The organism is Glycomyces halotolerans, assembly GCF_054779575.1.
The window spans coordinates 65,229-77,455 of the sequence record NZ_BAAGXZ010000017.1 but is presented as its reverse complement, the minus strand read 5'-3'; the positions used below and the strand labels follow the sequence as shown (position 1 = coordinate 77,455).

General features: G+C 69.9%; 12 protein-coding genes. 1 reads left to right on the top strand and 11 read right to left on the bottom strand.

Features of this window, described 5'->3' with window-relative positions; genetic code table 11:
• The 5 genes from ACYVL2_RS14570 to ACYVL2_RS14550 form a co-directional block, all read right to left on the bottom strand.
• Positions 1-678, bottom strand: a complete 678-nt coding sequence (locus ACYVL2_RS14570) for a transcriptional regulator (RefSeq protein WP_460544544.1) — start codon at positions 676-678, stop codon at positions 1-3.
• Positions 675-1,907 (bottom strand): sensor histidine kinase, encoded by a 1,233-nt coding sequence (locus ACYVL2_RS14565; protein WP_460544542.1) that lies wholly within the window; start codon positions 1,905-1,907, stop codon positions 675-677. The genes ACYVL2_RS14570 and ACYVL2_RS14565 overlap by 4 nt, the downstream gene beginning before the upstream one ends.
• Positions 1,908-1,917: 10 nt before the next feature.
• Positions 1,918-2,736 carry an ABC-2 transporter permease gene (locus ACYVL2_RS14560; protein WP_460544540.1) on the bottom strand — a complete coding sequence of 273 codons (819 nt, stop codon included), beginning with the start codon at positions 2,734-2,736 and terminating at the stop codon, positions 1,918-1,920.
• Positions 2,736-3,656 carry an ABC transporter ATP-binding protein gene (locus ACYVL2_RS14555; protein WP_460544538.1) on the bottom strand — a complete coding sequence of 307 codons (921 nt, stop codon included), beginning with the start codon at positions 3,654-3,656 and terminating at the stop codon, positions 2,736-2,738. Before ACYVL2_RS14555 ends, ACYVL2_RS14560 begins: the two co-directional genes overlap by 1 nt.
• Positions 3,657-3,752: 96 nt before the next feature.
• Positions 3,753-5,375 (bottom strand): bifunctional 3'-5' exonuclease/DNA polymerase, encoded by a 1,623-nt coding sequence (locus tag ACYVL2_RS14550; protein WP_460544536.1) that lies wholly within the window; start codon positions 5,373-5,375, stop codon positions 3,753-3,755.
• Positions 5,376-5,524: 149 nt separating this feature from the next.
• Between ACYVL2_RS14550 and ACYVL2_RS14545 the strand changes: the two genes are divergently transcribed.
• Positions 5,525-5,668, top strand: coding sequence for a GPGG-motif small membrane protein (locus ACYVL2_RS14545; RefSeq protein ID WP_460544534.1), 144 nt, complete (start codon positions 5,525-5,527; stop codon positions 5,666-5,668).
• On the opposite strand, the gene ACYVL2_RS14540 is transcribed toward ACYVL2_RS14545, so the two are convergent.
• From ACYVL2_RS14540 to ACYVL2_RS14515, 6 genes are all read right to left on the bottom strand, one after another.
• On the bottom strand, positions 5,665-6,669 hold the full coding sequence (locus ACYVL2_RS14540; RefSeq protein WP_460544615.1) for a LacI family DNA-binding transcriptional regulator: 1,005 nt from the start codon (positions 6,667-6,669) through the stop codon (positions 5,665-5,667). The genes ACYVL2_RS14545 and ACYVL2_RS14540 overlap by 4 nt on opposite strands.
• A 55-nt stretch (positions 6,670-6,724) precedes the next feature.
• On the bottom strand, positions 6,725-7,594 hold the full coding sequence (locus ACYVL2_RS14535; RefSeq protein ID WP_460544532.1) for a carbohydrate ABC transporter permease: 870 nt from the start codon (positions 7,592-7,594) through the stop codon (positions 6,725-6,727).
• Positions 7,591-8,544, bottom strand: coding sequence for a carbohydrate ABC transporter permease (locus ACYVL2_RS14530; RefSeq protein ID WP_460544530.1), 954 nt, complete (start codon positions 8,542-8,544; stop codon positions 7,591-7,593). The genes ACYVL2_RS14535 and ACYVL2_RS14530 overlap by 4 nt, the downstream gene beginning before the upstream one ends.
• 84 nt (positions 8,545-8,628) lie before the next feature.
• Positions 8,629-9,900: an ABC transporter substrate-binding protein gene (locus tag ACYVL2_RS14525; RefSeq protein WP_460544529.1), complete on the bottom strand. Its 1,272-nt coding sequence runs from the start codon at positions 9,898-9,900 to the stop codon at positions 8,629-8,631.
• A 97-nt stretch (positions 9,901-9,997) separates the two neighbouring features.
• The gene (locus tag ACYVL2_RS14520; protein ID WP_460544527.1) at positions 9,998-11,446 is read right to left on the bottom strand and encodes a glycoside hydrolase family 16 protein; all 1,449 of its coding nucleotides are present in this window, start codon (positions 11,444-11,446) and stop codon (positions 9,998-10,000) included.
• A 270-nt stretch (positions 11,447-11,716) separates the two neighbouring features.
• Positions 11,717-12,169: a hypothetical protein gene (locus tag ACYVL2_RS14515; RefSeq protein ID WP_460544525.1), complete on the bottom strand. Its 453-nt coding sequence runs from the start codon at positions 12,167-12,169 to the stop codon at positions 11,717-11,719.
• Positions 12,170-12,227: the final 58 nt, after the last annotated feature.

Sequence of the window (12,227 nt, the reverse complement as noted above, 5' to 3'; positions counted from 1 at the left end):
TCACGAGTGATTGTCGGGCGCGACCAGACCCGCGTTGTACGCGAAGATCACCGCCTGGACCCGGTCCCGCGCCTCGATCTTCGACAGGATGCGGCCCACATGCGTCTTCACCGTCGACTCCGCCAGATGGAACCGCTCGGCGATCTCAGTGTTGTTCCAGCCCTTGCCGATCGCCGTCAGCACCTCGCGCTCCCGCTCGGTCAGCGACGCCAGCTGCCGCGACGGCTCGCCGCCGCCGCTCTCCCCCTCGACCGGGAACTGGTCGGCGAACCTGTCGAGCAGCCGCCTGGTCAGCTTCGGCGCCACCACCGCGTCGCCGTCGGCCACCACCCGGATCCCCGCCAGCAGCTCCTCGGGCTGTGCGTCCTTGACCAGGAACCCGCTGGCCCCGGCCCGGAGCGCGGCATAGGCGTACTCGTCGAGGTCGAACGTCGTCAGCACCAGCACCCGGCTGCGCCCGCCGGACGCGATGATCCGCCGGGTCGCCTCGATCCCGTCCATGCCGGGCATCCGCACGTCCATGAGCACCACGTCGGGAGCCAGATCGGCGGCCTTGCGGACCGCCTCGGCGCCGTTGTCGGCCTCCCCGAGCACGGTCAGATCGGGCTGGCTCTCGACCAGCATCCGGAAACCCATCCGCTGTAGCGCATGGTCGTCGACGATGAGCAGTGTCGTCACAGGGGGCGTTCCTCACTCGGTGAAGCGTTCGCGCCGCTCGGCGCGTCCTCGGGCAGCCACAGGGCCACTCGCCAGCCGCCGGCCGGCTGCGGCCCGGCCACCATTGTGCCGCCGAAGGCCGCGGCGCGCTCGCTCAGCCCTGCCAGGCCTCTGCGGGTGCCCGGATCGGTCACGCTCGGACCGGTGTTGGCGATCGCCACGTGCAGGCCGCCGCCGCGGTACTCCATCGACACCTGCGCCCGGCGCGGACCCGTGGCGTGCTTGAGCACGTTCGTCAACGCCTCCTGAACGGTGCGGTAGACCGCCAGCTGCTGGTTCTCCGACAGCCGCGACGCCTCACCGGTGACCTTCACCGTCACCGGCAGCCCCGCCTCCCGCACCCGCTCGATGAGCGCGCCCAGCTCCGACAGCCCCGGCTGCGGCGTCAACTCCGCGTCCGCCGACTCCCCGTCCTTGAGCACCGACAGCACCCGACGCAGCTCGCTGAGCGCCTGCCTGCTCGTCGAACCGATCGCCGTCAGCGCGTCCCTGGCCCGCTCGGGCGAGGCCGCCGCCGCATAGGCGCCGCCGTCGGCCAAAGCGTTGATCACGGCCAGATTGTGGCCGATGATGTCGTGCATCTCGCGCGCGATCCGCGCCCGCTCCTCCTGCACCGCCTGCTGCGCGGCCAGATGCCGCTCCGAGGCCTGGTAGTTCCGCCTCGTGCGGATCAGCATCGCCACCGCGACGATGAAACCGAAGACGAAACCAGTCTCGAACAGATAGCCGAGCAGACTCGCCACCGAATGGTCGGCCGAGTGCAGCGCGAAGTCCACCATCGCCGGAACGAAGGCGATGAGCGCCGCCCACCACAGCCGCACCAGCCGCTCCCGCAGCGTCACGTTGTACAGCGCCAGCGTGAACGCGATCGCCGCGGCCCCGTCGGTCAGCTCCGCCCCGGCACCGGTCAGGTCCAGCGCCAGAATGAACGGCAGCGGCACCAATTGGCTCAGCAGCACCGCGAACGGATACCGGCGCCGCCACACCAGCGGCACCATCAACGCGGCCGCCAGCAGCAGCTGCAGGCCCCCGTACCGCGGCTGGCCGCCGAACGTGGCCAGGCCCGCCGCCATCATCAGCGCGTACACCAGCAGCGGCGCCAGATTCCACAGCAGCGGATGCCGGGAGTCGAACTCCGACATCCGCTGCCACAGTCCCCGCCTGCGCGGAGCGGTCACGGTTTGGGCCACTACGGGATTCTCACACGTCCCGGCGCTTCAGCAGGAAGGCCGCCAGGCCGAAGGAGACGAGCATCCACACGCCCATCCACGCCCAAGAAGCGCCGATCGACAGCGTCGCCGCGGTCGTGTCGACCGCCATGATCGTGTTCGGCGCATTGCCCGGCGTGTACGGCAGCACATCGGCGACCCACTCCCACGGCAGCATCGTCGCCAGCTCCGGCAGCATCAGGATCACGCCGATGTAGAACGAGATCCCGCCGGCCGAGTTGCGCAGCACCGCGCCGATCGCCACACCCAGCAGACCCAGGTAGACCGTCGTCAGCACATAGCCCGACAGCGCCCGGAACACGCCCGGATCCGACAGGCTCGCACCGCCCAGGTCGGTCCCCGACACCAGCGCCTGGCTCACGAAGAACGTCGCGAACACCAGCGGGGCGTAGACCGCGAAGACGACCGCCGCGAACACCGCGCCCTTCGCCCACAGCACCCCGGTCCGCCGAGGCGCGGCGGCCATCGTCGACCGGATCGAACCGGTCGAGTACTCGCCAGTGACGAACAGCACGCCCAGCACGGCGATGAACACCGAGCTCAACGCCACCCCGAACATCGAGAGGTCGACGGCGGTCATGCCGAAATCGGCCGCGCCGCCGCTGTAGTCGGCCGCGGCGGCCACGGCGATGCCGCCGCCGAACACGGCCGCGCACACCAGCACGATCCAGCTCGAGCGGAGCGACCAGAACTTGGTCCACTCCGAACGCAGCAGCCCGGTGCCGCTCAGACGGTATTCCGTCGGCGGAGCGTAGACCGCCGGGCTCTCGGTCATGGTCGCGGCCGTCATCACGCAGCCACCCTTTCCTTGGTCTGTTGGAATTCGACGGCGTCCGCGGTGAGCTCCATGAACGCCTCTTCGAGCGAGGCCCGCTCGGTGCGCAGCTCGTGCAGCACCAGCCCGTGGGCCGCGGCGGTCGCACCGACGGCCGCCGCGTCGGCGCCCTTGATCTCGAGCATGTTCGCCTTCGGGCTGGTGACGGAGACCCCCGGCCCCTGCAGACGCTCGGCCAGCGCCGCGGCGTCGGGCGAGACGACCTTGACCGAGCCCTCACCGCGCCCGTTGACGAACTCCTCCACGGTGGTGTCGGCCAGCAGCCGGCCCTGACCGACCACGACCAGGTGCTCGGCGGTCTGCGACAGCTCGCTCATCAGGTGCGAGGACAGGAACACGGTCCGACCTTCGGCGGCCAGGCTCTTGAGCAGCTCCCGGATCCAACGCACACCGTCGGGGTCGAGGCCGTTGACCGGCTCGTCGAGGATGAGGACCGCCGGGTCGCCCAGCAGGGCTACGGCGATGCCGAGGCGCTGGCCCATGCCGAGGCTGAACCCGCCGGCGCGCTTGCCGGCGACGTCGGAGAGCCCGACCAGGTCGATGACCTCCATGACGCGGCGCTTGGGGATCGAGTGGGTGTGCGCCAAGGCCAGCAGGTGCTTGTAGGCGCTGCGGCCGGCGTGGACGGACTTGGCCTCCAGCAGGACCCCGACCTCGGTCATGGGGGCCCGGAAGCGGGCGTACTCCTTGCCGCCTACGCGGACGGTGCCGGCGGTGGGGGCGTCGAGGCCGACGATGGTGCGCATCGTGGTGGACTTGCCGGCCCCGTTGGGGCCGAGGAAGCCGGTCACGATCCCGGGTTTGACCGTGAAGGTCAGGTCGTCCACGGCGGTCTTCTTGCCGTAACGCTTGGTGAGGTGTTCTATCTCGATCATGTTCTCGAAGCTACGGCCGCGAACGCGACCTTTCATCAGGCTCGGGCCGGAACCTCGCGCCTCGCACTGGTACCGCGGTACTACTACCGGCGTCGCCTATTTCGCCTCGGCGTAGCTGTCGACCACCTTGGGGCGCAGCGGTATCCGCACAGGGAGATCGCCGAAGAGCACGGCCGTGGCCGCCTCGGCGGTCCGTTCGATCGCCTCGCACACGGCTTCGGCATGCTCGGCCGGGCAGTGCACCATCACCTCGTCGTGCAGGTAGAACACCAGCTCGCCCAGGTCCCTTTGGAACAGTTCCCGGCGCAGCAGCGCCAGCACCACCAGCGCCCACTCGGCGGCGGTGCCCTGGACGATGAAATTGCGGGTGAACCGGCCCCTCCTGGAGGCGACCTGGGTGCCTCGCTCGGAGTTGAGCTCCCGCCACCATTTCTCCGAAGGAGCGGGCACGGTGCGACCGAGCCAGGTGCGGACGATGCCGCCCTTCTCGCCGATGCGGGCGGCGCTCTCGACCCGATCGAAGGCGGCCGGGAACCGTTCGCGCATGAGCGCGACCAGCGCCGCCGCGTCGCCCGCGGTGCCGCCGTACATCGCCGAGATGAGCGCGATCTTGGCCTTGGAACGCTCGCCGCCGAGGTCGGGCGCGAGCTCGGTGTAGAGGTCGTCGGCGGCGGTCGCGGCGATCATGGCCCGGTCGCCGCTGATGGCCGCCAGCAGGCGGGGCTCGAGTTGCGCCGCGTCGGCGGCGACCAGTTTCCAGCCGGGCACCGGCCGGATCGCCTCCCGGACGGCGTGCGGCAGCTGCAGCGCCCCGCCGCCGTCGGTGCCCCAGCGCCCGGTGTCGGCCCCGCCGACGGTGTAGACCGGCCGGAACCGCCCGTCGACGGCCCCGCCCTGTGCTCCCGCCGGCCCGCCACCACCCGAACCGGAGTGAACGCTGACCCGCCCACCCGCCGGCCCGCCACCACCCGAACCGGAGTGAACGCTGACCCATGTGTCAGCCCAGTTCCAGCCGAAGGCCGACCAGACTCGGGCGTGCTCGCGGTAGACCTTGAGCGCTTCGACGGCCGGGTGGTCGATCCGGGCCAGCTCCCAGTGGTGGGTGGTCTTGACGTCGATCCCGGCGGCGTGGAAGGCGCCGAGGACCTGCTTGGTCGAGTCGGGGTTGAGCTGGTGCCCGAACGCCTCGACGACCCGGTCGGCCAGCGCCTGCAGCTTGCGCGGACGCATGCCCTTGGCCGGGCGCGGCCCGAGCAGCTCGCGGAGCAGCCGGTCGTGCACCTCGCGGTCGAACGGCACGCCGGTGCGGGACATCTCCACGGCCACCAGAGCACCGGCCGACTCGGCCGCCAGGAGCCTGATCAGTCCTTCGATCCCGGCCGCGCGGACCCGTCGCTGCTGGTCCAGCCACGCGGCCTGCAGACGCGTCAACAGGCCCGGACCGTCTACCGGATCGGGCTCACGCTCGAACAGCGTCCCCGCGTCCGGGTCGGTCTCCACGACCGTCTCGGGCGCCTCGCGCCCCTCCACCCGCGCGAGGATCCGCTCGCTCAACCGCAGGTCACGGCATCGGTCGAGCCGCGCACCGGCATCGAGCAGCGGCGGATAGTCGCGCGAGGCGTCGGCCAGGACCCAGCGCGGCGAGCACTCGGCCTCGATACGGGCGACCGCCTCGGCCAGGTCCTCGTGATAGGCGACCGGGCCGCCGGGGAGCCTCATCGTCCAACCCTCGGCGCCCCTGCCATGCACCAGCGCGACCGTCACACCACAAGACAAGCACAGGCCTGTGACAACGCCGTGACTCCGACGGGCCCGAAACGTCCGCGCGGATCGGACATACTTTCCGTATCGTCGGGTAATCGTCCGACATGGAGTTCATTCTTTGGATACTCGCGGTCATTCTGGTCGTCTACGGCATTTTCCTGCTGTTTCGCGGCAGGATCATGCTCGGCATCGTGTTCATCATCGTGGGCCTCCTGGTAGGCCCCGGCGGCGTCTCGGTCTTCACTTAGGCGGATTCGCGGACCACCAGCTCGGTGGGGAGGATCGTCGTCCGCTCGACGTCCTCCCCGTCGAGCAGTGCGAGCATGTGCCTGGCCAGGGTGCGGCCGATCTCGGTGATCGGCTGGCGCACCGTGGTCAGCGGCGGCTCGCAGTACGAGGCGAGCGCGATGTCGTCGAATCCCACCACCGCGACGTCGTCGGGCACTCGGCGGCCCGCCTCCCGCAGCGCCGCCAGCGCCCCGTGCGCCATCAGATCCGACCCCACGAACACCGCGTCCAGCTCCGGCTCGTCGGCCAGGAGCTGCCGCATCGCGTCGGTCCCCGACTCGGCGGTGAAGTCGCCGATGGCGACGATGGCCCGCCGGTCGGCGGCCGCCAGAGCCCGCCGGTAGCCCTCGAGACGCGCCCGGCCGGCGACCATGTCCTGCGGGCCGGCGATCGTGGCGATCCGGCTCCGGCCCTTCGCCAGCAGGTGCTCGACGGCCGCCTGGACGCCGCCGATGTGGTCGACGTCGATGCACGGCAGTCGCGAATGCGGCATCATCCCGTTGCACACCACCGGCACCCCTCGCCGCTCCATGAGCTCGGGAAGCGGGTCGGCGTCGTGGAGCGAGGCGAACATGACCCCGTCGACGTGGCCCCCGACGGCGTACCGCTCGACCCTGGTGCGTCCCTCCGCGGTTCCGGTGGTCATGAGCACCAAGAGCTTTCCGGCCGCGTCCAGTTCGGTGGCGACGCCGCGGATGACGCTGGGGAAGAACTGGTCGTCCGAGAACACCCGGGTCGGCGACTCCGGCACGATGAGCGCGACCGAATCGGTCCGGTGGGTCACCAGGCTCCGCGCGGCCGCGTGCGGGACGTAGCCCATCTCGGCCGCGGCGGTCTCGACGGCGACGCGCAGGTGCTCGGCCACGCTCGTCTGCCCGTTGACCACCCGTGAGACCGTCGCCCGCGACACTCCCGCGCGCTCGGCGACCTCTTCGAGGGTCGGCCTGCGCTCGCGGCGCAGTCTGCGCGATGCCATGTCGCTCGTCCCCGGTTCCGTCCGTCCCATGTCCTCCGCCTCAACCTTTGACCGCACCTTGCATGATCCCGCTGATCATGTACTTGCCCAGCAGCGCGAACACCGCCAGCAGTGGAAGCGTAGCCAGAACCGTCGCGGTCAGCACCAAGGAGTGGTCGGTCACGTACCCGCCGCTGAGCGTCGACAGGGCGACCTGCACCGTGTAACGGTCGGGGCTGGAGAGGACGATGAGCGGCCAGAAGTAGTCGTTCCAGGCGGTCAGGAACGTCAGCACCCCCAGGACCACGGCCGCCGGCCTCGCGGCCGGCATGACGACCTGCCAGAAGATCCGGAACGTGGTGGCTCCGTCCATGCGGGCGGCCTCGATGAGCTCGCCGGGCAGCGCGCCGCGCAGGTACTGGGTCATGAAGAACACCCCGAAGGCGTTGACCAGGCCGGGCGCGATGACCGCCCACAGCGTGTCGGTCCACTCGAGGTTGATCATGAGCATGTACAGCGGGATGACGCCCAGCTGCACCGGCACCATCATCGTCGCGACCACCGACACCAGCAGCACCTTGGAGGCATTGAACTCGAGCTTGGCGAACGCGAAGCCGGCCAGGGTCGAGAAGAACACCACCGAGGCGGTGACGCTGACGCTGACGATCGCCGAGTTCACCAGGGCGAGGTCGAACGGCACGGTGTCGAAGACCCGCCGCATGTTCTCCAGGAGGTTCCGGCCGGGGAGGACCGGCGGCGGCACCTGCCCGAGCGCCGAGTTGTCCCTGGAGGCGACCACGGCGCTGTAGTACAGCGGGAAGCCGGAGAAGAACAGGACCGCCACCAGCGTCAGGTAGGTGAGCCGTCCCGGCCGGTTGCGCATCATGCGCAGATAGGCCCGGCGCTTTCGGGGGCTGATCGCAGTCGTCATGAGTCGCTCCGGATGCGTCGGATGAAGAGGTAGTTGAGCAGCGCGATCAGGACGATGATCGCGAACATCGTCCATGCGACGGCCGAGGCGTAGCCGAACTCGAAGCCGCGGTTGAAGCCGTGCTCGTACAGGTACAGGGTCAGCGTCTGGAACTGGCGGGAGGCGCCGCCGGTGACGCCGCCGCCGTCGAACAGCTGCGGTTCGGCGAAGATCTGCAGGCCGTAGATGGTCGAGACGATGACGGTGAAGATGATCGTCGGGCGGATCATCGGGACGGTGACGCGGAACAGCTGCGTGAACCGCGAGGCGCCGTCGAGGAGCGCGGCCTCGTAGACGTCGCGCGGCACGGCCTGCATGGCCGCCAGGTAGATCAGCGTGTTGTATCCGGTCCACCGCCACGCCACCATGACCGCGATCGCCACGTGCGAGGAGGCGGTCCCGGCCTTCCAGTCGATGCGTCCGGCCCCGACGGTCTCGAGGACCCAGTTGATCAGGCCGAAGTCGCGGCCGAACAGCTGGCTGAAGATGACCGCCACGGCCACCACGGAGGCGACGTTCGGCAGGAGCATGCCCATGCGGAAGACCGTCTGGCCACGCAGGCGGAAGGTCAGCAGGTGCGCCAGGAACAGCGCCGCCAGCAGCTGCGGCACCGTCGCCAGCGCCAGGATGGAGAGGGTGTTGGTGAGGGAGTTCCAGAAGTACGGGTCGCCCAGCAGCGTCGTGTAGTTGTCGACGCCGACGAAGACCCGCTCGTCGGACAGCAGGCTCCAGTCGTGCATCGAGACCCACGCGGTGAAGGCCAGCGGGAAGAGGCCGAACGCCGCGAAGAGTACGAAGAACGGGGCGATGTAGAGGTACGGGGAGGCATGGAGGTCGAGGCGGTAGCGAAAGACGCCGGCCGGTGCCGGCCGGCCGACGGACGCGCCTCGCCCCTTGGTAGCGATGGCCATGGGGTCGCCTTCAAGGTTCGGTGGATCGGACGGGAGGTGGCGGCCGCTCGGGTTGGGGAGTCGAGCGGCCGCCGGCTGGTGGCCCTAGAACGACTCGAGGTCGCTCAGTACCTGCTGCCAGGCCTCGTCGGGCGCTTGGGCGCCGTCCTCGATGCGGCCGAGGCCTTGGCCGATCGTCGCCAGGACGTCGCCCTGCAGCGGGCCCTGGTACTGCGGTTCGACCGCTTGGGCTGCGGCGGTGAAGATCTCGCCGACCGGCGCGTCGTTGAAGTACTCCTTGGTCATGCCGGTGAGCGCTTCGTCTTCGTACAGCTCGGGCGTGGACGGGAAGTTGCCGGTCTGCTCGAAGACCTTCAGCTGCTGCTCGGGCGCGGTGAGCCACTCGATGAGCTCGTAGGCCTCCTCGGGGTGCTCGCCCTGGGCGGGCAGCACCAGGTGGGAGCCGCCCATGTTGCCGGCCCCGCCGGGCACCGTGGCGACGTCCCACAGGCCGGCCGCGTCGGGCGCGTTGGTCTCGATGTAGCTGGTCATCCACGCGGGGCAGATGATGGTCGCGAAGGTGCCCTCGGTGAAGCTGGCGTTCCACTCGGGAGTCCAGGCCTCCAGGCCGTTGGACATGCCGGCCTCGATGGACTCGACGGTCAGGTCCCAGGCGTCCTTGATGGCCGGGTTGGAGTCGACGACGATGTTGTTCTCGCGGTCGTAGACGCCCTGGTCGGCCTGTTCGACCATGGCGCGGAACATGTTGCCCGAGGACTCGAAGAAGTACTCGCCGTCGGTGGCGTCCATGTACTCCTGGCCGACCGCGACGTAGTCCTCCCACGACTCGGCCCACAGCGCCGACACCTCGTCGCGCTCGACCGGGAGCCCGGCGGCCTCGAACAGGTCGCGCCGGTAGCACATGGCCATGCCGCCGACGTCGGTGCCGAGTCCGATGAGGGACTCGCCGTCGGCGGCGAGCGCCTGCTGCCACTTCCAGTCCAGCCACTGGTCCTCGAGGTCGGCGGCGCCGAGGTCGAGGAGGTTGTGGAAGCGGTCGGGCTCGGCGGTGTACTGGCTGATGTAGCCGACCTCGACGGCCTCGATGTCGGCCGCGCCCGACCCGGTGGCCAGGTGGGTGGTGAGGCCGGTGTGGTGGTCGGCGAACTCGGCGATCTGCTCCTCGATCTTGATGTTCGGGTGGGCCTCCATGTACTCCTCGTAGAGCGGCCCGAAGCCGAAGTCGCCGAACAGGCCCACGGTGAGGGTGACGGTGCCGTCGTCCTCGGAATCCGAGCCGCAGGCCGCGGTCCCGGCTGCGACCAGCGCCGCGGCCGAGACGACCGCCAGCGAGGTGCGGAAGGGGTTGGTGATCATTGTCGGGTTTCTCCTAATCGGTGGTGAGGGATCGGCGGCTCCCGCGCCGTCGGGGCGCGGGAGCCGTGAGGGGCGGGGCCGCCGGTCGGCGGCCGGGTCAGTTGCGGAAGTGGAACCAGTTGACGTTGACGAAGTCGTTCGGCTGTCCACTGGTGAACGTGAGGTACACGGTGTGGGTGCCGGTGACCGATGCGACGTTGCCGGGCACGGTGGTCCAGCTCTGCCAGCCGCCGGTGTTCCCGACGGCGAAGCTGCCGATCGGCGACGCGGTCGGGCTGTCGATGCGGACTTCGACCATGCCGCTCACGCCGGCGTCGGCGCCTGAGGCCACTCTGGCGACGAAGTCGGTCGGCCCGCCGGAGCCGAAGTCGACGTTGTCGTAGCGGGCCCAGTCGCCGTCGCCGATCCAGCCGATGTTCTCGCCGCCGCCCGAATCCGAGGTGCCTTCGACCTGGAGGCCGTTCTGGGCGTCGAACGCCTCGGCCTCGATGGTGGTGTAGGCGTCGTGGCCGTCGCCGGGCTCGCCCGGGTCGGTGGGCTCGGAGGTGGTCGGGTCCGGGTCGGGCTCGCCGCCGCCGCGGGTGTAGACGCGGACGTAGTCGACCAGCAGGTTGTGGCCCGGCTCGGTGGCCGCGACCGGGGTCGCGTGCCCGGCCACGCCGTCGGGGAAGGCCCCGCCCATGGCGAGGTTGAGCAGGATGAAGTAGCCGGCGTGGTCGGTCATCTGCGCCCACGTGTCGGCGCCGACCTGCGCCTCGTCGACGGTGTGGTACAGCTGTCCGTCGACGTACCAGCGCAGTTGGCCGGCCGCACCGGAGTCGTCCCACTCGAACGCGTAGGTGTGGAAGCCGCCTTGGCAGCTGCCGCCGCAGTCGGTGGTGCCGCCGAGGCCGTTGAACTCGTTGCAGGGACCGCCGGGCGCGACGCCGCAGTGGAGGACGGCGTGCACTTCCGGCAGGCCGTTGACGTTCTCCATGATGTCGTACTCGCCGATGCCCGGCCAGTTCCAGTAGTCGCCGCGGTAGGGCGAGCCGAGGGCCCAGAAGGCCGGCCAGTAGCCGAGCGCGGCCTCGCCGGAGACCTGCGGCAGCCGCAGGCTGCCCTCGATGCGCATCGATCCGCCTTCGGGGGCGCGGAAGTCGCCGCGGTGGGTCTCGATGCGCGCCGAGGTCCAGTTGCCGGCGCCGTCGCGCAGCGCGGTGATCGAGAGGTTCCCGTTGCCGTCGAGGGAGACGTTCGCGGGGTCGTCGGTGTGGTAGGCGATCTCGCCGGTGCCCCAGTTGTCGGGGCCGCCCGGATAGGCGTGTCCGATGTCGAACTGCCAGTTGTCGGACGACGGGAGCCGGCCCGCGGCGCCGTCGAACTCGTCGGCCCAGACCAGTTGCCAGTCCTGGGCCGCCTCGGGGGCGGTCTGCGCGCCTGCGGTGTCGATGGTGACGCCGGCGGCCGCGATGACGGCGCCGGCCGCTGCGACGGCGGTGATGACGCGGACGAGAGGCCGCCGCCGGTGTCGATTCTCGGGTTCGGAGGTCGGGAGGGTGGTCATGACGGCTCCTTTGCCGGATTGCCGGGAAACGGAGAAATCGCTCTCTATCAGGTTCTCCAGCTGAGAGAAACAATCAGAGAGCGCTCTCTCATCGAGCTACGAAGATATTCCTACCCAATGAATCCAGAGAAGTCAATGCGCCGTGACCGAACCGTTACCTTCGCCGACGCGAAGGCAAACGCGATCAGCCTTGCGGCCCTTCGCTTTTCAAGTCAGACCAAAGCCGGTGGCGGTTTTCAGATCAAAGCCGGTGGCGGCGGCGGAGCCGGCTCAAAGTTCGGTGTCGTCGGCCTCGGGGTCGCGCTCCTGGCGTTCCCGGGTGTGCTCGCGCAGGTCGTTGAGGCGCTCGCGCCGCTCGGCGCTGAGCCGGTCGAGCCGCTTCTGCCGCTCCCGGATCTCCTCGGGCGACTCGGTGCCGCCGAGCATCCGCTTCTCCAGCTGCTCCACGTGCTCGGCGTGCGCGGCCGCGTTGATGGCCCGCACATCCTGATAGGTGTCCCGCAGCGACTCCATGCGCTTGATCGCGTCATGGCACTGGGCCACCAGGATCTCGATGTCGGCGTTCTCGGCGGTGGTCGCGTCCATCCGGCGCGCCTCCAGCCAGGCGATCCCCTCGCGGAGCTTCTCGCGGGCCTTGAGGTTGTGCATGGCCAGGTCTTCGACGATCTGGTCGGTGAGCTCGAGGAAGTTCAGATGCGGATCGGGGCGATCGTCAGTGCCCATCTGGGCTGTCCTTCCGTGCGGAGCAGATGCCTTCCTCCTCTACCATACGGCTGAGCAT

Bases quoted from the DNA above. Each gene is read 5' to 3' on its own strand.
- ACYVL2_RS14550 (WP_460544536.1), bottom strand. From the start codon at position 5,375: ATGAGGCTCCCCGGCGGCCCGGTCGCCTATCACGAGGACCTGGCCGAG.
- ACYVL2_RS14545 (WP_460544534.1), top strand. From the start codon at position 5,525: ATGGAGTTCATTCTTTGGATACTCGCGGTCATTCTGGTCGTCTACGGC.
- ACYVL2_RS14560 (WP_460544540.1), bottom strand. From the start codon at position 2,736: ATGACGGCCGCGACCATGACCGAGAGCCCGGCGGTCTACGCTCCGCCG.
- ACYVL2_RS14530 (WP_460544530.1), bottom strand. From the start codon at position 8,544: ATGGCCATCGCTACCAAGGGGCGAGGCGCGTCCGTCGGCCGGCCGGCA.
- ACYVL2_RS14535 (WP_460544532.1), bottom strand. From the start codon at position 7,594: ATGACGACTGCGATCAGCCCCCGAAAGCGCCGGGCCTATCTGCGCATG.
- ACYVL2_RS14555 (WP_460544538.1), bottom strand. From the start codon at position 3,656: ATGATCGAGATAGAACACCTCACCAAGCGTTACGGCAAGAAGACCGCC.
- ACYVL2_RS14525 (WP_460544529.1), bottom strand. From the start codon at position 9,900: ATGATCACCAACCCCTTCCGCACCTCGCTGGCGGTCGTCTCGGCCGCG.
- ACYVL2_RS14520 (WP_460544527.1), bottom strand. From the start codon at position 11,446: ATGACCACCCTCCCGACCTCCGAACCCGAGAATCGACACCGGCGGCGG.
- ACYVL2_RS14515 (WP_460544525.1), bottom strand. From the start codon at position 12,169: ATGGGCACTGACGATCGCCCCGATCCGCATCTGAACTTCCTCGAGCTC.